Origin of the sequence: Halomonas flagellata, from assembly GCF_022487945.1 — a bacterium.
Taxonomy (GTDB): domain Bacteria; phylum Pseudomonadota; class Gammaproteobacteria; order Pseudomonadales; family Halomonadaceae; genus Halomonas; species Halomonas flagellata.
Map to the genome: position 1 here is coordinate 80,683 of NZ_JAKVPY010000001.1, position 22,318 is coordinate 103,000.

Sequence of the window (22,318 nt, forward strand, 5' to 3'; positions counted from 1 at the left end):
TGTTGGGGATCTCTGGGGGTCATGCCTGTGAGCCGGTGCCGCACTCATCGACCCAGCACAACATGGAGAGGAGAGCGGCTGAGGCCGCGTGCCTTGAAGGTCTGCCAGCGCCGGCTCGCGTCTTCCCGGAGACGATCCGCCTCGGCCTCGCTGTCGAGGCGAGCGAACACGCAGGCACCGGTTCCGGTCAGCATGGTCGGGGCGCGGCTCGACAGCCAGTCGAGTGCCCGTGCCACCTCCGGATAGAGCTCCCTCACCGTGGCCTCGCAGTCGTTGCGCCAGCTCGACGCTCCCCCCTGCAGTGCGCGCGCCATGGTAATCGGGGGGGTGTCGCGTGTCAATTGTGCCGCTCCGAACACCGACGGGGTGGAGACCGCCACGCCGGGATGGACCACCACGAACCAGGGGGCGTCGAGTTCGACCGGGGTGAGGCGCTCGCCGATGCCCTCGGCCCAGGCGGCCCGGCCGTGCACGAAGACCGGCACGTCGGCCCCCAGCCCCAGGCCCAGTGTCGCCAGGCGCTCGAGGTCGAGGTCGAGGCCCCAGAGTCGGTCGAGGCCGAGCAGGGCGGTGGCGGCGTTGGAGCTGCCACCACCCAGGCCGCCCCCCAGGGGCAGGCGCTTCATCAGGTGGATCTCGGCGCCGAGCCGGCAGCCGGTCTCCGCCTGCAGGGCCCGCGCGGCACGCAGGATCAGGTTCGCCTCGGGGGCGACGCCGGGGAGTGCCGGCGTCAGGTGAATCTCGCCGTCATCGCGCGGCGCGAGGTGCAGGGTGTCGCCATGGTCGAGGAACTGGAACAGGGTCTGCAGCTCGTGGTAGCCGTCGGGCCGCCGGCCGGTGATCAGCAGCAGCCGGTTGAGCTTGGCCGGTGCCGGCAGCGTGAGGGGGCCCGGCTCAGGCATCGTCGACGACCGGGCGCCAGTCGGTCACCACCAGCGTCACCCGCAGCTCGTCGATCTCCATGACCAGGCGGCGTGGCAGCCACAGCCCCTCGACGAGTATCCAGTCGCGATAGTCGATCTGCCAGCCGTCCTGGCGCAGGCGCAGCGGGAAGCCGAGGTCGTCGCGCTCCAGCTGGTGCGCGCTGGTCTCCGATGGCAGGCCGCGGATCCAGTCGGAAAGCGCGCTCACCGGCAGCGACCAGCCCAGCTGTTGCTCCATCAGCGCTTCCGGCGTCTGGGCCTCGAAGCGGCCCTCCGAGGTGGTCAGCGAGAAGCGCCCCTCGCGACCCTCCAGGGTACTGCGACCGCTGCCGAAGGGGCCGCTGATCAGCAGCCGGTAGTAGTGGGGGTGCTGGCTCCAGTCGAGGTTGGCGCTGGTCGACTCCTCGGGGGTGCGCAGGCCGGCCTTGCCGGCCAGTACCCAGGTGTCGAGGCGCTCGAGTCGCGTGGTCTGGGCCTCCCACTGGCCGGCGGCGCGGTCGCCGTCCGGGGCCGGGGCGCGTCCGGCGCAGCCGGCCAGCAGGGCCAGGATCAACAGGGGAGTCAGTCGTCGCAGCGGGGTGGCAGTTGGCATGGCATCTCTCGTCGTGGGGGCCGCCGTCGGTCACCGGCTCCGGTCGGGGGCCAGCTCGGGGATGCGCTCGAGCAGCGCATCGAGCACCGGGCGTTCGTCGTAGCGCTCCACGGCCTCGCGCACCAGGGCGCGGGCCGCGTCGCGTCGATCCAGCTCCCAGAGCACCTCGGCGAGGTGGGCGGCGACCTCCTGGTCGGGCATGGCGCCGTAGGCCCGTTCGAGCCACGGCAGGGCGCGCTCGGGGTCGCCGAGGCGGAAATGGACCCACCCCAGGCTGTCCATGACGGCGGGGTTGTTCGGTTCGAGCTCGTGGGCCCGCTCGATCATCTCCCGGGCTTCCTCCAGGCGCCCTTCGATATCGAGGTCGGCCAGGGTGTAGCCCAGGGCGTTGAGGGCGGTGGCATGGTCGGGATTGCGCTCGATGATGCGGCCCAGGTCACGCTCCATGGCCTCGAGGTCGCCGTCCTCCCAGGCGCGCATGGCACGCAGGTAGAGCAGTTCCTCGTCGTTGGGGGTGCGCTCCAGTTCCCGGTCGAGCAGGGCGTCGGCATCGTCGGGGCGCCCGGCGCGCTCCAGCAGTTCCACTTCCAGCGACACCAGGTCGGCGAAATAGGTTTCGTGGCGCAGGCGCTCGATGCGCAGGAAGGCGCGGGCGTCGGGCAGGCGGTCGTCCTCGATCAGCATGCTGGCAGCGCTCAGGCGTGCCGGCAGGAAGTCGTCGCCCGGCGGCACCTGGCGGTAATAGAGGAGGGCGTTGTCGATCTCGTCTTCGGCCTGGGCGATGGCGCCGAGCAGGTAGAAGGCCTGCGCCGGGGTGTCGTCCTCGCCGATCAGCGGCAACAGCAGGCGCCGGGCCGGTTCGGGATGGTTCTCCTCCAGGTAGAGCCGGGCCAGTGCCAGGCGCAGCTCCTGATTGTCGGCCCGGGACTCGAGCAGGGCGTCGGTCTGCGCCTCGGCGGCGCCGATGTTGCCCAGCCGCAGCTCGCTCTGGGCCAGCATCAGGATGAAGCGAGGATCGCCGGGAGAGATGGTCAGGCCGCGCCGGGCCGCCTCCCGGGCCAGGGTGTGGTTGCCGGCCTCCTGGGCCAGTCGGGTCTTGGCCAGCCAGAGTGCCGGTAGCTCCGGCGAACGATCGGCTAGCCGGTCGAGGCGGCGCTGGGCCGAGGTGGTGTCGCCGACGGCGACCTCCAGCAGGGCGGTGGCCAGCTCGGCATCATGGTGCTGGGGGTGTTCGTCGGCCCCCGGGCGTGCCAGGTGGCGTCGCAGCAGCTCCAGCAGCGGGGCCGGGTCGGCACCCTCGCCCAGGGCCAGCTCGACGAAGGCGACCAGTTCGCCCTGGCCGCCCCGCGCGACCACCTGCAGTCGCTGGGCCAGGGCCTCCGGCCAGTCGCCGCGCTGCAGGGCCAGGCTGGCGAGCAGGCGGGTCGGGGCCTCGGAGTCGGGGGCCAGGGTGCGCCACAGCTCGGCGGTGTCGGTGAGCAGTTGGGGGTCGTTGCTGAAGCGGGCGGCGAGGGCGGCGCGCTCCACCAGGGCCACCGAGCCGTAGCGCTCGGCACCCTCCAGGTAGCCGAGGGTGGCGCGCCGGTAGTCGCCGCGCTGGCCGGCGAGCTCGGCGGTCAGCAGGCCGGAGAGGCCCCGGGCATCCAGTCCGCGCTCGATGGGGGGCGCGCCGGCCAGCGGGTCGTCGTCCAGCTCGCTGGCCGGACCGGGCGGACCGGCCGGCAGGACCTGGCAGCCGGCGACCAGCGCCGCCAGTGCCAGCGGTGCCAGCGGTGCCAGGCAGGTTCGAGCACAACGGGGGAAAGTGTCGAGTGCGGGGGGCATGCGAGTCTCGTTCAGGATGCCGAGCTGCCAGCATAACGGCTTGGCTGCCCGGGGCAAAGGTCACCGCCCCGGTCATGGCGCTCGGGCGGCTCGGGCTGTGATAGAATTGGGCGCCTCGATGATGGGGGGTGGACCCGCACCGCCGGATGAACTAGTGAAGACGCCGAACGCATGACGCTGCTTGCCCTTGGAATCAATCACCGGACCGCGACCGTGGAGGTGCGCGAACAGGTCGCCTTCACGCCCACCCAGCTGGAGTCGGCGCTCGATGAGTTGCGTGGCCTGCCCGAGGTGCGCGAGGCGGCGGTGCTGTCCACCTGCAACCGCACCGAGCTCTACTGCGTTACCGGTGCCAGCGGCGAACAGGCGATTCTCGACTGGCTGGGCCGTTTCCATGGCCTCCGGGTGGAGGACCTCTCGCGCTGTGCCTATCACTACCTCGACGATGACGCCGCCCGCCACCTGATGCGAGTGGCGGTGGGGCTCGATTCCATGGTGCTCGGCGAGCCGCAGATTCTGGGCCAGCTCAAGGATGCCTACCAGAGCGCCCGCCAGGCCAAGGGGCTGGGCGGTGAGCTCGAGCGGCTCTTCCAGCACACCTTCGCCGTGGCCAAGCAGGTGCGTACCGAGACCGGCATCGGCCGCAACCCGGTCTCCGTGGCCTATGCCGCGGTCAGCCTGGCGAGCCGCATCTTCGACGACTTCTCCCGCTCCCGGGCGTTGCTGATCGGTGCCGGCGAGACCATCGAGCTGGTGGCACGCCACCTCCATGAAGCCGGGGTGCGGCAGCTCACCGTGGCCAACCGCACCCGCGAGCGCGCCGAGCGCCTGGCTGGTGCCCTGGGCGGGCAGGCGATCACCCTGGACGAGATCCCCGCGGCGCTGGAGCGGTCCGATATCGTCATCTCCTCCACCGCCGCGCCGCTGCCGATCCTCGGCAAGGGCATGGTGGAGCGGGCGCTGAAGAAGCGCCGCCACCGGCCGATCTTCATGGTCGACATCGCCGTGCCCCGGGACATCGAACCCGAGGTGGGCGAGCTTGGCGATGTCTTCCTCTATACCGTCGATGACCTACAGGAGGTGATCGAGGAGAATCGTCGCCACCGTCAGGTGGCCGCCGACCAGGCCGAGTCGCTGATCGAGCATGGCGTGGGCGCCTGGCAGCACGAACGGCGGATCCGCAGCGGTGGCGAGCTGATCCGCGACTACCGCGCCCGGGCCGAGGCGCTGCGCGACCTCTCCGAACAGCAGGCGCTGGCCGGGCTGGCCCGCGGCGAGGACCCCGAGACGGTGGTGCGCCGCCTCGCCCACCAGTTGACCAATCGCCTGCTGCATCGTCCCACCGTGGCGCTGCGCGAGGCGGCCTCCGCCGAGCGTCACGACCTGCTCGATGCCGCCACGGCACTGCTGCTCGACGGCTCATCCGACAAGACCCCATAGGACTGCCAATGAAAGCTTCCCTGCGTCAGCGCCTCGACGCCTTCGCCGAGCGCTTCGAGGAGCTCGCCGCCCTGCTGGCGGAGCCCGAGGTGATCGCCGAGCAGGCCCGTTTCCGTGACTATTCCCGCGAGTATGCCGAGCTCGAGGGGCTCGTCGAGGCCTGGCGCGAGTTCCGCGCCATCGAGGCCGATATCGCCTCGGCCGAGCAGCTCACCGGCGACAGCGATGCCGAGATGCGCGAGCTGGCCGAAATGGAGTTGGCCGAGGGGCGCGAGCGTCTCGAGGCCATGGAGGTGCGGCTCAAGCAGCTGCTGGTGCCCAAGGACCCCGATGACCGGCGCAACGTGTTTCTCGAGGTGCGCGCCGGCACCGGTGGCGACGAGGCCGCGCTCTTCGCCGGCGACCTCTTCCGCATGTACTCCCGCTATGCCGAGAAGCGCGGCTGGAAGGTCGAGGTGGTCAGCGCCAGCCATGGCGAGCAGGGCGGCTACAAGGAGATCATCTCGCGGGTGAAGGGCGAGGGGGTCTATGCCCGGCTCAAGTTCGAGTCCGGCGCCCACCGCGTGCAGCGGGTGCCGGCCACCGAGTCCCAGGGGCGCATCCATACGTCGGCCTGCACCGTGGCGGTGATGCCCGAGGCCGACGAGGTGGGCGACATCGACATCAACTCCGGTGATCTGCGGGTGGATACCTTCCGCTCCAGTGGTGCCGGTGGCCAGCACGTCAACACCACCGACTCGGCGATCCGCATCACCCACCTGCCCAGCGGGGTGGTGGTCGAGTGCCAGGAGGAGCGCAGCCAGCACAAGAACCGCGCCAAGGCGATGTCGTTGCTCGCCGCGCGGCTCCGGCAGACGGCCGTGGAGAGCCGTCGCCAGGAGCAGGCCGATGCCCGCCGCTCGCTGGTCGGGTCGGGCGATCGCAGCGAGCGCATCCGCACCTACAACTTCCCCCAGGGGCGGATCACCGACCACCGCATCAACCTCACCCTCTACAAGCTCGGCGAGGTGATCAGCGGCGAACAGCTCGACGAGGTGATCGAGCCGCTGATCCATGAATACCAGGCCGAACAGCTCGCCGCCCTGCAGCAGGAGGCGTGATGCGCCTGGATGCCCTGCTGGCGCGGGCGACGGCGCGCCTGGACCGGGCCGGTTCGCCCAGTGCGCGCCTCGATGCCGAGGTGCTGCTGTGTCACGTGCTGGGGGTCGACCGCGCCTGGCTCTATACCTGGGGCGACCGCGAGGCGCCGTGCCACGAGCGTGCCCGCTTCGAGGCGCTGCTCGCGGCCCGCGCCGCCGGTCGGCCGGTGGCCTACCTGACCGGCGAGCGGGAGTTCTGGGGGCTGGTGCTTGCCACCGACCCCAGCACCCTGATTCCACGTCCGGACACCGAGGTCCTGGTCGAGGCGGCCCTGGCCCGGGCCGAGGCGCCGCGGGGGCGGCTGCTCGACCTCGGTGCCGGCACCGGGGCCATCGCCCTGGCGTTTGCCAGCGAGCGTCCGGGCTGGCGGGTGCTCGGCGTCGACCGGGAGCCGGCCGCGGTGGCGCTGGCCCGGCGCAATGCCGAACGGCACGGCCTCGACAATGCCGAGTTCCGCCAGAGCGACTGGTTCGCGGTGCTTGCCGGCGAGGCGTTCGAGCTGATCGTCGCCAATCCGCCCTATGTCGCCGCCGACGACCCACACCTGGTCTCGGGCGATGTGCGCTTCGAGCCACGCAGCGCGCTGGTGGCGGCGGGGGAGGGCATGGCCGACCTCCATCACCTGGTGCGCGAGGCGCGGGGCCACCTCCGGCCTGGCGGCTGGCTGCTGCTGGAACACGGCTGCGAGCAGGCCGCGGCGGTGCGCTGCGCCCTCGTCGCCTCGGGCTATGGCGAGGTGGCGAGCCTGTGCGACCTGGCCGGCCGTGAGCGGGTCAGCCTGGGCCGGTATCTCCATGCCCGGCGTTGACGGTGCGGCACTGGAGCCGCGCGGCCCCCTGTGGTACATCTGGTGGCAGGAAAAAATTCCAGATGCTGCCGTGATTGCGTGACCGAACACCAGAGAGTCGCTACCGGCATGGTGATTTTCAGTCGATTCGTCTGCCATGGCGGCGTGTCCAGCCACCCTTGACCGGCCTGCCCATACGACAATGAAAGCCAAGACCCGCTCGCTCGACCGCATCGACCTCAAGATCCTGCGCTGCCTGCAGGAGAACGCCCGCATCTCCTATGTCGACCTGGCGTCCCAGGTGGGCCTCTCCACCACGCCCTGCCTGGAGCGTGTCAAACGCCTCGAGCGAGCAGGGATCATCCGCGGCTACAAGGCCCTTCTCGACCCCCGGGCGCTCAAGGCCAACCTGCTGGTGTTCGTGGAGATCAGCCTCGAGACCCAGTCACCGGCGGTGTTCGACGAGTTCCGCCGCGCCGTGGCCAAGCTGCCGCAGATCCAGGAGTGCCACCTGGTCTCGGGGCAGTTCGACTACATCCTCAAGTGCCGCATCCCCGAGATGTCCGCCTATCGCCAGCTGCTCGGCGACGTGGTGTTGACCCTGCCCGGGGTCAAGGAGTCCAAGAGCTATGTGGTGATGGAGGAGGTCAAGGAGGACTTCTCGCTGCATGTGCCCGACATCGAGGAGTTCGAGGACAAGTGATCCGCCCTGCCCGACGGAGCCCCCGCGACCATGAATGACGACGACCTGCTGCGCTACAGCCGCCAGATCATGCTCGAGCAGATCGACATCGCCGGCCAGGAGCGGCTGCTCGCCGGCCACGCCCTGGTGATCGGCGCCGGCGGGCTGGGCTCGCCGGTGGCCCTCTACCTCGCCGCCGCCGGGGTGGGCCGGCTGACCCTGGCCGACGCCGATGCGGTCGAACTCTCCAACCTGCAGCGCCAGATCGCCCACGGCCAGGCCGACATCGGCCGCAACAAGGCCGAGTCGGCCCGCGAGGCGGCATGCGCGCTCAATCCCGGCTGCCGGGTCGAGGCGGTGACCGAGCATCTCGAGGGGGCGGCCCTGGCGAGCATGGTGGCCGCCGCCGACGTGGTGCTCGACTGCACCGACCGCTTCTCCAGCCGCTATGCCATCAACGCCGCCTGCCGGGCCGCCGGGGTGCCGCTGGTCTCGGGGGCGGCGATCCGTTTCTCCGGCCAGCTGGCGGTGTTCGATCCCCGGGATCCCGAATGTCCCTGCTACGCCTGCCTCTACCCGCCGGGCGAGGAGGGCGACGAGGAGCTACGCTGTGCCGAGAATGGCGTGGTGGCGCCGCTGGTCGGGCTGATCGGCTGCTTCCAGGCGCTCGAGGCGATCAAGTTGCTGAGCGGGGCCGGCACGCCCCAGGGTGGACTTTCCACCTTCGACGGCCTCACCGGCCAGTGGCGCCATTTCCGGGTGCCGAAGGACCCGGCCTGCCCGGTCTGTGGCTGAGTTCGGGCGATGCCATTGATGAACTATTCTTGACGCCATGGCCGCCGGCGCTGCCTCGCTTTCGGCCACCTCGATAGGGCCAGATTCCCCTTATATAAGCCTCCATGGCGCGCGGTGTGGCGACTTTTCGATGCGGGTGAGCACCCCTTGTGGGATGTTGTTGTTATTGAATACTTGACATCTCGGGGGCGCCTGGTGTCAAACTGACGGCATCACGAATAACAACGAGCGCTGCGCGCATGACGGCACAGGTCCCTTTCACGCCCCACACGTCCCCGCGGGTCGCCTCCTGGTACCGCGACTCCATTGATCCCGAGGTGGCCATCCAGCCCGGCGACTGCCCGTCGCTGGCGGGCGAGGTGCGCGCCGATGTCTGCGTGATCGGCGGCGGCGTCACCGGTTGCTCGGCGGCGCTCCACCTGGCCGAGCGCGGCTACTCGGTGGTGCTGCTGGAGGCCGCCGAGATCGGCCATGGCGCCTCCGGCCGCAGCGGCGGGCAGATCCTGCCGGGGCTCGGCACCGACCTTGCCACCGTGGAGCGGGCGCTGGGTCTCGAGCGCACCCGGGCGATCTGGGAGATGAGCCGCGAGGCGGTGCGGCTGACCGCCGAGCTGATCGACCGCCATGCCATCCCCTGCGAACTCGCCTGGGGCTACCTGCACGCCGCGGTCAGGCCGCGCCATGTCCGTGAGCTGCTGGCCTTCCGCGATCGCCTGGCCCGGGATTACGGTTACCAGGCGCTCTCCTGGCTCGAGGGTGACGCCCTGCGCGAGCATGTGGTCACCGATGCCTACCCGGGCGCCCTCTTCGAGAGCGAGGGCGGCCACCTGCACCCGCTCAACTACACCCTGGGCCTGGCCCGGGCCGCCCGCCAGGCCGGTGCGGTCCTCCACACCGGCAGCCCCGCGGTCGAGCTCCGTCGCGGCAAGCCGGCCGTCGTCGCCACGCCCGCCGGGCGCGTGACCGCCGACTTCGTGGTGATGGGCACCAACGCCTTCCAGGGCGGCCTCGTTCCCGAGCTCTCGGGACGCATCATGCGCGCCGCCAACTACCTCATCGCCACCGAACCGTTGTCGGCCACGCAGGCCGCCCAGGTGCTGCCGCGCAACGATGCCCTGTCCGACGCCAACTTCGTGCTCGACTACTATCGCCTCTCCGCCGACCGGCGGTTGATCTACGGCGGCGAGGTGAGCTACACCGGCCGCGAGCCGCGGGGGCTGCAGGCACGCATGGACGCCAAGATCGCCAGCCTCTTCCCGGTGCTGCGAGGTATGCACATCGACTACCGCTGGGGCGGCGAGGTGGCCATCACCCTCAACCGGGCGCCGGACTTCGGCCGCGTGGGCGACAATCTCTACTATGCCCAGGGCTACTCCGGCCACGGCATGGCGCTGGCGGGCCTGGCCGGCAAGCTGATGGCCGAGTCCGTGGCCGGGCAGAGCGAGCGCTTCGACGTCTTCGCCGCCATGCCGCACCGCCGTTTCCCCGGCGGGGAGCGGCTGCGCACGCCGCTGCTGCTGCTGGCCACGACCTTCTACAAGTTACGCGATCGGCTGTGAAGAGCCGGCAATAACAAGAGAGGGCAAGCCCATGACCGACACCCTGACCGCGGATGTCGCCGACACCCGGATGGTGCGATCCGCCACCGTCGAGTCGGCCCGCGAGGCCTCCTCCATCGAGATGCAGAGGCTGCACAAGCGCTTCGGGCGCGACACCGTGGCCCTGGACGGGGTGGACCTGACCATCCGGGCCGGCGAGTTCTTCACCCTGCTGGGGCCCTCCGGCTGCGGCAAGACCACCCTGTTGCGCATCCTCGCCGGCCTCGAGGAGGCCGACGACGGGCGCCTGGCCATCGGCGGCCGCGACGTCACCGAGGTGCCGCCCCACCGGCGCAGCGTCAACACCGTCTTCCAGTCCTATGCGCTCTTCCCGCACCTCTCGGTGCGCGAGAACCTCGCCTTCGGCCTGAAGATGCGCGGCATGCCCCCCGAGGAGCGCGAGGCCCGGGTGGCGAAGATCGCCGAGTTCATCCAGCTCGGCGACCTGGTGGACCGCCGCGTCGACCAGCTCTCCGGTGGCCAGCGCCAGCGCATCGCCCTGGCCCGGGCGCTGGTCAACGAGCCCGATGTCCTGCTCCTCGACGAGCCGTTGTCGGCCCTGGACGCCGGCCTGCGCAGCCAGCTGCAGGTGGAACTGCTGCGGGTCCAGAAGCGCCTGGGCATGACCTTCGTCTTCGTCACTCACGACCAGCAGGAGGCGATGGTGATGTCGGATCGCATCGCCGTGCTCAACGGCGGGGTGATCCAGCAGGTGGGGCCGCCCCGGGAGGTCTACGAGCACCCGGTCAATGCCTTCGTCGCCCGTTTCATGGGCCACGACAACCTCTATCCGGTCACCGCCCGCTCGGGCAGCCGGCTCAGCACGCCGCTGGGTGAGCTGACCGCCGAGCAGCCGGGGAAGGGCGGGCTGTTACTGATCCGCCCCGAGACCCTCGACCTGCTGCCCGGCGAGGTGGCGGGCGACAACCACCTGCCTGCCACCGTGGCCGAACGGCTCTACCGCGGCAGTCATGCCGAGTATCGTCTGGAGGTCGGCGAGACGACCCTGCAGGCCACGGTCAACAACCGAGGTCGGCAGCTGCCCGAGAGGGGCGACCGGGTCACCGTGACGGTGGCGCCGGGAGACCTGGTCACCCTGAGCGAGTGAGGTAGCGACCATGTCCTATGCCGGCGTGATCCCCTCTGCCCGTAGCCGCGGCATGGTGCGCGAGAGCCGTCACCTGCTGTTCACCGTGGCCCCCGGGGCGACCTGGATCCTGGTCTTCCTGGTGCTGCCCAGCGCCTACCTGATGGGCGTGGCCTTCATGACCAATGGTCCCTACGGCCTGCCCGAGATGCCGCTGTCGCTGGAGTCCTTCAAGCGCCTGGCGGGCTTCGGCTTCCTGGGCTGGAGCCCGGGCAACCTCTATACCTTGCTGCGCTCGCTGTGGCAGACCCTCGTCTCCACGGGGCTGGTGGTGCTGGTGGCCTATCCCATCGCCTACTACATCACCACCTGCCGCGAGAAGTGGCGGCCCATCCTGCTGCTGCTGGTGGTGGTGCCAAGCTGGACCAACCAGGTGATCCGCACCTTCGGCTGGATGAACCTGCTGGCACCCGGCACCCCGCTCTCGGAGCTGGCCGAGGCGCTGGGCCTGATCAGCGCCAACATGGGGCTCTACCCCTCCAACTTCGCGGTGACCCTGGGCCTGGTCTACAACTTCCTGCCGTTCATGGTGCTGCCGCTCTACGCCGCCTTCGAGAAGCTCGACACCGCCCAGGTGGAGGCCGCCCAGGACCTTTATGCCTCGCCGGTGCGGGCCTTCTGGCACGCCGTCTTCCCCCAGACCCTGCCGGGGCTGCTGGCGGGCATCGTGCTGGTGGCGATCCCCGCCTTCGGCATGTACGTCATCCCCGAGCTGCTGGGCGGCGGCAAGGGCATGATGCTGGGCAACCTGGTGGCCAATCAGTTCGCCGGTGGGTCCAACTGGCCGCTGGGGGCGGCCGGCGCGATCCTGATGCTGCTCGCCACCTTCGTGGGGCTCTTCGTCATGCGTCGCATCGGCAAGCGCCTGGGTGGTGGCGAGGAGGTAGTGATATGAGAAAGCGTACCTTGCGTCGTGGCCTGACCGCCTTCTGGTGGTTCACTCTGGCGTTCCTCTACCTGCCGCTGGCAGTGGTGGTGCTGTTCTCCTTCAATGCCTCCAACAGCGCGGCGAGTTTCACCGGCATCTCGCTTCGCTGGTACTACCGCCTGCTGGGCAACGAAGAGATCCTCTCGGCCTTCGCCAACAGCATGGTGCTGGCCATCGTCTCCTCGGTGATCGCGCTGGTGATCGGCTGCCTGATCGGCTACGGCATGTATCGCCATCGCCACCGCAAGCTGGGCTGGCTGATCGTGCTGATCTACCTGCCCATCGTGCTGCCGGACATCGTCTTCGGCATCTCGGAGATGGCCTTCTTCGTGCAGCTGCATCGCCTCACTGGCCTGCTGCAGCCGGGGTTGCTCACCATGATCATCGCCCACGTCACCTTCCAGATCCCCTTCGTGGCGTTGATCATCTACTCGCGCTTCGTGGGCCTTGACCCCACGCTGTTCGAGGCGGCCAAGGACCTCTACGCCACGCCGGCCAAGCGGGTAGTGCACTTCATGCTGCCGACCATCAAGCCGGCGTTGATCTCGGCCTTCTTCCTCTCCTTTACCCTGTCGATCGATGACTTCGTCATCAGCTTCTTCACCGCCGGGCCGGAGAGCGCGACCCTGCCCATCTACATCTGGGGCGCCATCAAGAAGGGGGTATCGCCGGAGATCAACGCCATCGCCACCTTGATGATCGGCGCGGTGGCCATCGCCGCCATCATCAGCCTGGTGTTCAGCCGCCGCCGGCCGGCCTGAGCCGGCATCCTGCCCAAGGGGAAACGAGGAGAGCATCATGACAATGCACACGACCACCCTGGCCCTGTCCCTCGGCGGGCTGCTGCTCGTCGGCAGCGCCCAGGCCCAGGAGAACAAGCTCTACCTGTTCAACTGGACCGAGTACATGGACCCAGGGATCATCGAGGCCTTCGAGGAGGCCTACGACGTCGAGGTGGTGCAGAACTACTTCAACTCGCTGCCCGAGATGTTCGCCAAGCTCAACGCCGGCGGCGTCTCCCAGTACGACATCATCGTGCCGTCCAACTACTACATCCCGCGGTTGATCGAGACCGGCCTGGTGCAGAAGCTCGACAAGGCGAAGCTCGAGAACCTGGACAACGTCAGAGAGCAGTTCCGGGATCCCAGCTATGATCCCGGTGCCGAGTACAGTGCCCCCTACCAGTGGGGCACCACCGCCATCATCTACAACACCGAGACCTTCCCCGACGCCCCCAAGAGCTGGTCCTTGATGTTCGATCCCGAGGTCAACCCCGAACATCCCTTCGCCCTGATGGGCGACGGCCAGGTGAGCATGGGAGCGGCCTGCGCCTACCTGGGCCACGGTTACGACTGCACCGACCCCGAGGCCTGGCAGGAGGCCGCCCGGCTGATCATCGACACCAAGGGCCGCGACACCTTCAGCGGCTTCACCGACGGCACGCCGTCCCTGCAGCAGCTGGCCCGCGGCGTCACCCATGTGGGCATGAGCTACAACGGCGACTACCTCTTCTTCAAGGACGAGGACCCGGAGACCTTCGAGACCCTGGACTTCATGATCCCCGACGAGGGCGCCGAGATGTGGGTGGATGCCATGGTGATCCCGGCCGAGGCGCCCAATCCCGACATGGCCCACAAGTTCATCGACTTCATCCTGGATGCCGAGGTGGGCGCCCAGCTCTCCAACTACAACTACTATGCCAGCCCCAACGCCGCCGCCGAGCCCCATCTCGACGAGGTGCTCACCCAGCCGCCGGTGACCCCCAGCGAGGATGACATGGCGCGCCTGCGCTTCACCCCCAGCCTGGAGGGCGATGCCCTGCAGACCTTCCAGCAGCTGTGGTCCGAGGTCCAGTCTCGCTGAGCGGCAGGCCCCCGGCAGCGCCGGGGACCGCCTTCCCACGAGCAAGGAAAATCCCATGAGTAACCGCCAGGAGCAGCCGCTCCTCAACGATTGGTTCCAGACCCACGGCATCACCGAGGTCGAGTGTCTGGTCAGCGACCAGACCGGCATCCTCAAGGGCAAGATCATGCCCGCCGGCAAGTACCTGGGCGGCGGACGCCCGCGGCTGCCCGACTCGATCTTCATCCAGACCGTTACCGGGGGCTACCCGGACGACGAGGATATCCGCTTTTGGAACCCGGCCGAGCGCGACATGGAGCTCGTGCCCGACCCCAACGCCATCTACCTGGTGCCCTGGGCGGACGATCCCACCGCGCAGATCATCCACGACTGCCACTACCTCACCGGCGAGCCGGTGGAGCTCGCGCCGCGCCACGTGCTCAGGCGCGTGCTGGAGGCCTACGCCGAGCGGGGATGGAAACCGGTCATCGCTCCCGAGGTGGAATTCTACCTGGTCAAGACCAACACCGACTCCGACTACCCGCTGGAGCCGCCCATCGGCCGTACCGGGCGCCAGGAGAGCAGCCGCCAGTCCTTCTCCATCGATGCGGTCAACGAGTTCGATCCGCTGTTCGAGGAGATGTACGACTACTGCGAGGCCATGGACCTCGACCTCGACACCCTGATCCACGAGGAGGGGGCGGGGCAGATGGAGGTCAACTTCCAGCACGGCGATCCGCTGATCCTGGCCGACCAGGTGGTGATGTTCAAGCGCGTCCTGCGTGAGACGGCCCTGCGCCACGGCATGTACGCCACCTTCATGGCCAAGCCGATGGCGGGTGAGCCGGGCAGCTCGCTGCACATCCACCAGAGCCTGCTGGACCTCAAGCGCGGCCACAGCCTGTTCGCCGGCGAGGGCGACCAGCCGAGCCCGCTGTTCCACCACTTCATCGGGGGCCTGCAGCGTTACCTGCCCGCGGCGATGCCGTTCTTCGCCCCCAACGTCAACTCCTACCGGCGACTGATGCGTACCGAGACCAGCGGTTCGGCCCCCATCAACGTGGAGTGGGGGCTGGACAACCGCACCGTGGGCCTGCGCGTGCCGGTCTCCTCCCCCGAGGCGACGCGCGTCGAGAACCGCCTGGCCGGCGCCGATGCCAACCCCTACCTGGCGATTGCCGCGTCGCTCGCCTGCGGCTACCTGGGTCTGCTCGGCCAGCTCGAGCCGCGCCCGCCGATGCTCGGTTCGGCCTGGTCCGGCGGCAACACGCTGCCCGACGACGTCGGCCCGGCGCTGGATGCCCTGCACGACTGCCAGGCGCTGGCCGACATCCTCGGCGAGCGCTTCACTCACAGCTATCTGGCCGTCAAGCGCGCCGAGCACAAGGCCTATTTCCGGGTCATCAGCTCCTGGGAGCGCGAGCATCTGCTGCTGCGGGTTTAGAAAAACGTTGGTTCTACATGAGGAAAGCGATATGACGGCAACGGCGGCCACCGAGCACGTGGCCTCCTGGTATGCGGCCACCGCCAACCCCGCCCCCGAGCGCCCGGCGCTGACCGGCGAGATCGACTGCGACGTCTGCGTGGTGGGGGCCGGTTTCACCGGCATTTCGTCCGCCCTGCACCTGGCCGAGCAGGGGCTGTCGGTGGTGGTGCTGGAGGCCGCCCGGGTCGGCTTCGGCGCCTCCGGGCGCAACGGCGGCCAGATCGTCAACGGCTATAGCCGCGACATGGACGTGATCGAGGCGAAATACGGTGCCCGGACCGCCCGTGCCCTGGGCGACATGGCCTTCGAGGGCAACCGCATCATCCGCCGCCGCATCGAGCAGTACGGCATCGCCTGTGACCTGCGTGACGGCAACCTCTTCGCCGCCTGCAACGCCAGGCAGCTCAAGGGGCTGCGCGATCACAAGGCGCTCTGGGAGCGCTACGGCAACCGTGAGCTCGAGCTGCTGGAGGGCGAGGCGCTCAGACGCGAGGTGAACTCGGCGCGCTACCTGGGCGGCCTGGTGGACCACTCCGGTGGCCACCTGCATCCGCTCAACCTGGTGCTGGGCGAGGCGGCGGCCGTCGAGTCGCTGGGCGGGCGGATCTTCGAGCAGTCGCCGGTCACCGAGGTGAGCCACGGCGAGCCGGTGCGGCTGCGCACCCCGCAGGGTGTGGTCAGGGCGGCGCGGGTGGTGATGGCCGGCAATGCCTACCTGCAGGGGGTGCTGCCGGCGCTGGAGGACAGGTCGATGCCCTGCGGCACCCAGATCATCACCACCGAGCCGCTGGGCGAGGAGCTGGCCCGGGAGCTGATCCCGAACGACAAGGCGGTGGAGGACTGCAACTACCTGCTCGACTACTACCGGCTGACCGCCGACAACCGCCTGCTCTACGGTGGCGGGGTCAACTACGGCGGCGACGACCCCGCCGACATCGAGGCGGTGGTCCGGCCCAAGATGCTCAGGACCTTTCCGCGACTGGCCGGGGTCGGGGTCGACCATGCCTGGAGCGGTACCTTCCTGATGACCCTCAACCGCCTGCCGCAGTTCGGGGTGATCAACGGCAACGTCTACTACGCCCAGGGCTACTCCGGCCACGGTGTCACCTGCACTCACCTGGCCGGCCGGCTGATCGCCGAGGTGATGCATGGCCAGGGCGAGCGCTTCGACGCCTTCGCCGGCATTCCCCACCTGCCGTTTCCCGGCGGGCGCCTGCTGCGGGTGCCGCTCTCGGCACTGGGCGCCTGGTACTACGCGACTCGCGACCGCCTGGGTATCTGAGCTCGGCGCCCGCAGCGGGTTCAATAGAGCCCGGTGATCTCGCCGTTGCCGTCGATGTCGATCCGGGCGGCGGCCGGCTCGGCGCCCAGGCCCGGCATGGTGCGGACGTCGCCGCACAGGGCATAGAGGAAACCGGCCCCGGCGGAGAGCCGGACCTCGCGTACCGGCAGGGTCCAGCCGGTGGGCGCGCCGAGCAGCGTCGGGTCCGAGGAGAGCGACAGGTGGGTCTTGGCGATGCACACCGGCAAGCCGCCATGACCCTGCTCCTGGTAGGCCTCGAGCTGGCGGCGGGCCTCGGGGGCGAAGGCGACGTCGGCGGCGCCGTAGAGCCGGGTGGCGATGCGCTCGATCTTGGCGTCAGGTGGCATGTCGTCCGGATAGAGGAAACGGAACTCGCTGCCGTTATCGGCGGCATCGATGACGGCCCTGGCCAGTTCGATGGCGCCGGCGCCACCGTCGCGGACATGGGTCGTGACCACGGCGCGGGCACCGGCGGCGTCGGCAAGGTGGCGAATGACGGCGTGCTCACCGGGGCTGTCCGACGGGAAGGCATTGATCGCCACCACCGGTGTGACACCGTGGGCACGGATGTTGTCGATCTGCTTGATCAGGTTGGCGGCACCGGCGCGCACATCCTCGGGGCTCTCCGCCTGCATGGCGGCGGGCAGCGGCTTGCCGGCCACCACGCGGTAACGCCCGGAGTGGTACTTCAGCGCCCGCACCGTGACCACCAGCACCGCGGCGTCCGGCGCCAGCCCCGAGGCGCGACACTTGATGTTGAAGAACCGTTCGGCCCCCATATCCGCGCCGAAGCCCGCCTCGGTGACGAGGAAATCCCCGCCATGAATGCCGATCCGGTCGGCGACGATGGAGGAGTTGCCGTGGGCGATGTTGCCGAACGGCCCGGCATGGATGAGCGCCGGCGCGTGCTCCAGGGTCTGCAGCAGGTTGGGCTTGATCGCCTCCTTGAGCAGGGCGGTCATGGCGCCGGCCGCCCCGATCTCCTCGGCGGTGACCGGCTCGCCGACGCGAGTGTAGCCCACCACCATGCGGCCCAGGCGACGCCGCAGGTCCTGCAGGGAGTCGGCCAGGGCGAGCACCGCCATGACCTCGGAGGCGGCAGTGATCTCGAAGCCGCTCTGGCGGGTGACGCCGTCGGTGCGGGGGCCCAGCCCCGTGACGATGTGGCGCAGGGCACGGTCGTTGATGTCGACCACCCGCTGCCAGCGGATGTTCTCGGGGTCCAGGTCGATACCATGGCGATGGTGGAGGTGATTGTCGACCATCGCCGCGAGCAGGTTATGCGCCGCGGTGACCGCATGAATGTCACCGGTCAGATGCAGGTTGATGCGCTCCATGGGGACCACCTGGCTGTAGCCGCCGCCGGCAGCACCGCCCTTGATGCCCAGCGTCGGCCCCATGGAAGACTGCCGGAGGGCGACCGTGGCGGCATGGCCGAGCTGTTGCAAGCCCTGGACGAGGCCGATGGCGGTGGTGGTCTTGCCTTCGCCGAGCGGGGTGGGCGTGATCGCCGAGACCACCACGTAGCGTGCCCGCGGGCGCCCCGCGAGGGCGTCCGCGGCGGCGAGGTCCAGCTTGGCCACGCCCCGGCCGTAGGGCTCCACGGCTTCGCCGGGCACGCCCATGCGATGGGCAATCTCCTCGATGGGCCAGAGTCGCGCATCACGAGCTATCGTGAGGTTGTCCGGCATCGACGGCTGCGCGTGCCTGACTTCTTGCGGGGTGATTGCCATCGCCAAGCCTCCTGACGTATCAACCGAGCCATGTGCGTTGCAATACGCTCAGTATTCTCGCCCGGGCGCGGCCGGATTTGCTCACCGACGTCAAGGGAATTGGCCACAGCGACACCGGAAGCCTGGCAGGACCGGCGCTTTCGCCGGGGAGCGGCGGTTGCCGAAGCGTGCGGGCGGCCTGGTGTAACCGTGCGATCTCGATGACGTGGATCAGCGGGCCACGCAACTATCGCCGTGGATCAACTGTCGGTAAATTAACGTAGTGAGGACTCATTTCCGGGAGGAAGACGCGATGGTGCCCACTGCCACTCCAGAGAACGGCCATTACGAGATCGGCTTCTTCCTGGTACCGGGGTTCTCCCAGCTCGCCTTCTCCTCGGCTCTGGAGCCGTTCCGCATGGCCAATCACCTCACCGACCGCCGGCTCTACACCTGGCACCTGGTGAGCCGGGACGGCGCCCCGGTGAGTGCCAGCAGCGGCCTGCAGACCGGGGTGGACCACGCCATGGAGAAGGCGCCACCGCTGGATCTCGTGGTGGTATGTGCCGGGGTGGAGGTACAACACCATTGCGACCGCGGCACCCTCCGATGGCTGCGCCGGCTGGCCGCGCGTCACACCCCCCTGGGGGCGGTCTGCACCGGTAGCTATGTGCTCGCCCAGGCGGGAGTCCTCAATGGCTACCGCTGTACCCTGCACTGGGAGCACTTCTCGAGCATCCACGAGGCGCTGATGTTTCCCGAGGTGACCTTCACCTCGCAGCTGTTCGTCATGGATCGCGACCGCTATACCTGCTCCGGCGGCATCTCGCCCCTGGACATGATGCTCACCCTCATCACCCGCCAGCAGGGCCTGGAGCTGGCCGAGGCCATCGCCGAGGAGTTCATCCACGAGCGGATCCGGGACGTGGGAGATCACCAGCGCAACCCGCTGCGGGTGCGCCTCGGCCACAGCCACCCCAAGCTGGAGGAGGTGGCGACCCTCATGGAGGCGAACCTGCAGGAGCCGTTGTCGCTGAACGAACTGGCGAGCTACGCCGACCTCTCGCGGCGGCAGCTGGAGCGGCTGTTCCAGCGCTACGTCGACTGCCCGCCGTTGAAGTACTACATGGACCTGCGCCTGATGCGGGCGCGGTTGCTGCTGCGACAGACCCATATGCCGATCACCGACGTGGCGCTGGCGTGCGGTTTCATCTCGCCACCACACTTCACCAAGTGCTATCACGACCGCTTCGGCCATTCGCCCAGCCGCGAGCGCAAGCGGCGCAGCGACCGGGTGGCGGATGCCGCGACCCAACACGCCGAGGCGGCCCCGCCCCCCGGCGAGGAGTGAACAATGAGTACTTTGGGCTGATTTTTAACGCCGTATGGCCGAGCGCAAACAGTTCTCGGACAATGCCTAGCTCCTGGGGCGCTGATTGTCCGGGTCATACAGGGCGCGATAGCCGACGGCCTCGACGGTCAGCGGGTAGTGCTCGCCGAAGTACTCCAGGGTGAGGGTGTGGCCCTCCCGGGCATGCTCCACCGGCAGATAGCCCAGGGCGATGATCCTGCCCACGGAGGGGCCGTAGGCGATGCTGGTCACGTAGGAGCGGCGCCCCAGGGCGTCCACGAGCACCTCGCCGCTCTCCGGGTCGAGGATCGGGGACTGGCCCACCGGATAGCGTGGGATCCCCCTGGCGTCGCGGTTGTCCTGCAGGGTCAGGGTGCAGAGGTAGGCCGGCTGTCGCTCGCGCTCGCGCTGTGCCAGGTAGGCGGCCTTGCCATGGAAGTCCGCCGGCTTGACCCTGGGGCGTGCGAGCCCTGCCTCGACGAGGTTGTACTCGGTGAGCAGGTCGACGTTCTGCAGTCGCAGGCTCTTCTCCAGGCGCCGGCTGTTGGCGTAGGTCTCGATGCCCACCGGTGTCACGCCTTGATCAAAGAGCAGGTCCCACAGGCTGAGCCCGTAGCTGAACGGGATGTACAGCTCCCAGCCCTGTTCGCCGACGTAGGAGATGCGGAAGGCCCACACCGGCAGTCCGCGCACGCGGATCTCGCGGGCCGTGGCGAAGGGGAAGCGCTCGTTCTCAAGCGCCCGCGGGTCGTCGGCGACCGCCTGCAGCGTGCGCCGGGCATTGGGGCCCCACAGTCCCAGGGTGGCCAGGCTGTCGGTGCGGTCCTCGAGATGCAGGCGGGTCAGGCCCCTGTCCTCGGCCAGGCGTTTCATCCACACGTAGTCGCGATGACCGGTGTCGCCGCCGCAGATCACCCGGAAGGCATCGGTGGCGAGACGCACGATGGTCAGGTCGGCATGCACGCCGCCGGCCTCGTCCAGGAAGTGGGTGTAGACGCCCTTGCCGAGGGGCGTCTCGCCGCCCACCCGGGCCACCGAGAGGGTCTCCAGCAGTGCCTCGGCATCCGGCCCGGTGACGTCGAAGATGGCGAAGTGGGAGAGGTTGATCATGCCCACGTCCTCGCTCAGCGCGAGGTGCTCGGCGTTGGAGACCCGCCAGAAGTGGCGAGCGTCCCACTCGTTGAGGCGCTCGGGAACCCGCTCGGCATAGCGCTCGAGCAGGGGCTCGTTGGCCGCATAGCCGTGGGCCCGCTCCCAGCCCGCCGCCTCCATGAAGTAGCCGCCGAGCTCCTTCTCCCTGGGCCAGAAGGGGCTGCGCCGCAGGTCGCGGCCGGTTTCGAAGGGCTCGCGAGGGTGCACCGGCGGGTCGTAGATCTTTCGGGCGATCTCGAGACAGCGCCCGTGGACGTAGTGCGGGGTCTTCTGCACGGGGTAGAAGCGCGCAATGTCGATGCCGAAGGGGTCGAGTTCCGGGCGGCCCTGGGTGATCCAGTCGGCGAACACCTTGCCGATGCCCGGGCCGTCCTTGACCCACACCGCCTCGCAGAACCACAGGCCGCGGGTCTCCGGCGATTCGCCGACCAGGGAGCCGCCGTCATTGGTGACCGACAGCAGGCCGTTGAACGAGTGCTTCTCATCCCAGCCCAGTTCGCCGAGCGCGGGGGTGAGTTCCACCGCCCGGGTAAAGGCGTGCATGACCTGGTCGATCTCGAGGTCGCGCATCGACGGCGACAGCCGTGCCCGGTCGCGTTCGAGGATCTCGGTGGGGTGCACCAGGCGAGGGGCGGCGGCCTCGTAGTAACCCCACTCGAGCTGCCCGCCCTCGGTGGTGGCGGGGTCGCCGGTGTCGCGCATGTAGGCCGAGTTGCCCTGATCGCGCAGCAGGGGGTAACCGATCTCCTGGCCGGTACCGGCGAAGACATCGAAGGGCCCGAAGAACAGCAAGGGGTGTTCCACCGGCATCAGCGGCAGCGCCGCGCCGCCCATGGCCGCCGGGATCGGCCCCCAGATCCCCGAGGTCACGATCACCACCGGGGTCTCGATATAGCCCCTGGCGGTCTCCACGCCGCGCACACGGCCGTCCCGGACGTCGATGTCCAGCGCCGGGGTATCGGCGAAGGTCTGGAGCCGCCCGGCGGCCACCGCCGCCTCGATCAACTCGCCGGCGACCTGCTGGGAGCGGGGCACCACCAGGCCGGCGTCCGGGTCCCACAGGGCGCCCTGGATCAGCTCCCGTTGCACCAGGGGAAAGCGTTCGATCACCTCGTCGGGGCCGATCAGTCGGGCACGGGTACCGAACGCCTTGCCCGAGGCGACCTTGCGCTTGAGCTCCTCCATGCGGGCGTCGTCGCCCACTCGTGCCACCTCGAGGCCGCCGATGCGCCGATAGTGGCCCAGGCGCTCGTAGAAACGCTGGCTGTAGGTGGTGGTGTAGCACGACATCTTGTCGTGGGAGGTCATGTAGCAGAAGTCGGAGGCGTGGGAGGTGGAGCCGATGTCCGAGGGAATGGCGGACTTGTCGAGTCCCACGAGGTGCTCCCAGCCCTGCTCGATCAGGTGGTGGGCCACCGAGGCGCCGACGATGCCGCCCTGGCCGATGATCACCGCGTTCGCGCGCTTGGGTAGTGTCGCCATGACCGCTCTCCTGTGGTGACCCGCCCGCCGACCCCGTCGCTCTCTCGTCAACATAATCCAAGCCGGGTCCGGTTGCTGTCCCGTGGCGACGATAACTTTCGTCGCTGCGACAGGCGGTTGCGTCACGAATCCAC

At 69.2% G+C, this 22,318-nt stretch carries 18 protein-coding genes; 13 read left to right on the forward strand and 5 right to left on the reverse strand.

The features are described from left to right. Positions 1 to 44: 44 nt before the first annotated feature. Genes ispE through MKP05_RS00400 form a run of 3 tightly spaced genes read right to left on the reverse strand, consistent with a single transcriptional unit; the run spans position 45 to position 3,339 of the window. Entirely contained in the window at positions 45 to 902 is an 858-nt protein-coding gene (ispE, locus tag MKP05_RS00390; protein ID WP_240566577.1) for a 4-(cytidine 5'-diphospho)-2-C-methyl-D-erythritol kinase, read from the reverse strand. Beyond that, positions 895 to 1,515 carry a lipoprotein insertase outer membrane protein LolB gene (gene lolB, locus MKP05_RS00395; RefSeq protein WP_110281906.1) on the reverse strand — a complete coding sequence of 207 codons (621 nt, stop codon included), beginning with the start codon at positions 1,513 to 1,515 and terminating at the stop codon, positions 895 to 897. The genes ispE and lolB overlap by 8 nt, the downstream gene beginning before the upstream one ends. Positions 1,516 to 1,545: 30 nt before the next feature. Further along, a complete protein-coding gene (locus MKP05_RS00400; RefSeq protein WP_240566578.1) occupies positions 1,546 to 3,339 on the reverse strand; it encodes a tetratricopeptide repeat protein in 1,794 nt (597 codons plus the stop codon). 171 nt (positions 3,340 to 3,510) lie between these two features. Here MKP05_RS00400 and hemA point away from each other — a divergent pair, with 171 nt between their 5' ends. From hemA to MKP05_RS00460, 12 genes are all read left to right on the forward strand, one after another. Then, entirely contained in the window at positions 3,511 to 4,779 is a 1,269-nt protein-coding gene (gene hemA / locus MKP05_RS00405) for a glutamyl-tRNA reductase (protein ID WP_110281904.1), read from the forward strand. Positions 4,780 to 4,787: 8 nt separating this feature from the next. Further along, the gene (gene prfA, locus MKP05_RS00410; protein WP_110281903.1) at positions 4,788 to 5,879 is read left to right on the forward strand and encodes a peptide chain release factor 1; all 1,092 of its coding nucleotides are present in this window, start codon (positions 4,788 to 4,790) and stop codon (positions 5,877 to 5,879) included. Then, on the forward strand, positions 5,879 to 6,727 hold the full coding sequence (gene prmC / locus MKP05_RS00415) for a peptide chain release factor N(5)-glutamine methyltransferase (protein ID WP_240566579.1): 849 nt from the start codon (positions 5,879 to 5,881) through the stop codon (positions 6,725 to 6,727). The genes prfA and prmC overlap by 1 nt, the downstream gene beginning before the upstream one ends. Before the next feature lie 181 nt (positions 6,728 to 6,908). Continuing rightward, on the forward strand, positions 6,909 to 7,409 hold the full coding sequence (locus MKP05_RS00420) for an Lrp/AsnC ligand binding domain-containing protein (protein WP_110281901.1): 501 nt from the start codon (positions 6,909 to 6,911) through the stop codon (positions 7,407 to 7,409). A 30-nt stretch (positions 7,410 to 7,439) separates the two neighbouring features. Beyond that, entirely contained in the window at positions 7,440 to 8,183 is a 744-nt protein-coding gene (locus MKP05_RS00425; protein ID WP_240566580.1) for a HesA/MoeB/ThiF family protein, read from the forward strand. A gap of 239 nt (positions 8,184 to 8,422) precedes the next feature. After that, a complete protein-coding gene (locus tag MKP05_RS00430) occupies positions 8,423 to 9,742 on the forward strand; it encodes an NAD(P)/FAD-dependent oxidoreductase (protein ID WP_240566581.1) in 1,320 nt (439 codons plus the stop codon). Between the two features lie 31 nt (positions 9,743 to 9,773). After that, complete coding sequence (locus MKP05_RS00435; protein ID WP_110281899.1) at positions 9,774 to 10,889, forward strand: ABC transporter ATP-binding protein; 1,116 nt, start codon at positions 9,774 to 9,776, stop codon at positions 10,887 to 10,889. A 10-nt stretch (positions 10,890 to 10,899) separates the two neighbouring features. Next, positions 10,900 to 11,823 carry an ABC transporter permease gene (locus MKP05_RS00440; RefSeq protein ID WP_110281898.1) on the forward strand — a complete coding sequence of 308 codons (924 nt, stop codon included), beginning with the start codon at positions 10,900 to 10,902 and terminating at the stop codon, positions 11,821 to 11,823. After that, the gene (locus MKP05_RS00445; RefSeq protein WP_240566582.1) at positions 11,820 to 12,617 is read left to right on the forward strand and encodes an ABC transporter permease; all 798 of its coding nucleotides are present in this window, start codon (positions 11,820 to 11,822) and stop codon (positions 12,615 to 12,617) included. Before MKP05_RS00440 ends, MKP05_RS00445 begins: the two co-directional genes overlap by 4 nt. A 37-nt stretch (positions 12,618 to 12,654) precedes the next feature. Further along, on the forward strand, positions 12,655 to 13,719 hold the full coding sequence (locus tag MKP05_RS00450) for an ABC transporter substrate-binding protein (protein ID WP_240566583.1): 1,065 nt from the start codon (positions 12,655 to 12,657) through the stop codon (positions 13,717 to 13,719). A 55-nt stretch (positions 13,720 to 13,774) separates the two neighbouring features. Next, a complete protein-coding gene (locus MKP05_RS00455) occupies positions 13,775 to 15,142 on the forward strand; it encodes a glutamine synthetase family protein (RefSeq protein ID WP_240566584.1) in 1,368 nt (455 codons plus the stop codon). A 31-nt stretch (positions 15,143 to 15,173) separates the two neighbouring features. Next, positions 15,174 to 16,466: an NAD(P)/FAD-dependent oxidoreductase gene (locus MKP05_RS00460; RefSeq protein WP_240566585.1), complete on the forward strand. Its 1,293-nt coding sequence runs from the start codon at positions 15,174 to 15,176 to the stop codon at positions 16,464 to 16,466. A gap of 20 nt (positions 16,467 to 16,486) precedes the next feature. Here MKP05_RS00460 and MKP05_RS00465 read toward each other — a convergent pair whose 3' ends face one another. After that, complete coding sequence (locus tag MKP05_RS00465) at positions 16,487 to 18,220, reverse strand: formate--tetrahydrofolate ligase (RefSeq protein ID WP_240566586.1); 1,734 nt, start codon at positions 18,218 to 18,220, stop codon at positions 16,487 to 16,489. A gap of 292 nt (positions 18,221 to 18,512) precedes the next feature. On the opposite strand from MKP05_RS00465, the gene MKP05_RS00470 reads away from it, so the two are divergent. Next, positions 18,513 to 19,550, forward strand: coding sequence for a GlxA family transcriptional regulator (locus tag MKP05_RS00470; RefSeq protein WP_240566587.1), 1,038 nt, complete (start codon positions 18,513 to 18,515; stop codon positions 19,548 to 19,550). A gap of 66 nt (positions 19,551 to 19,616) precedes the next feature. Here the strand turns inward: MKP05_RS00470 and MKP05_RS00475 are convergent, their stop codons facing one another. Beyond that, positions 19,617 to 22,184 carry a GcvT family protein gene (locus MKP05_RS00475; protein ID WP_240566588.1) on the reverse strand — a complete coding sequence of 856 codons (2,568 nt, stop codon included), beginning with the start codon at positions 22,182 to 22,184 and terminating at the stop codon, positions 19,617 to 19,619. Positions 22,185 to 22,318: the final 134 nt, after the last annotated feature.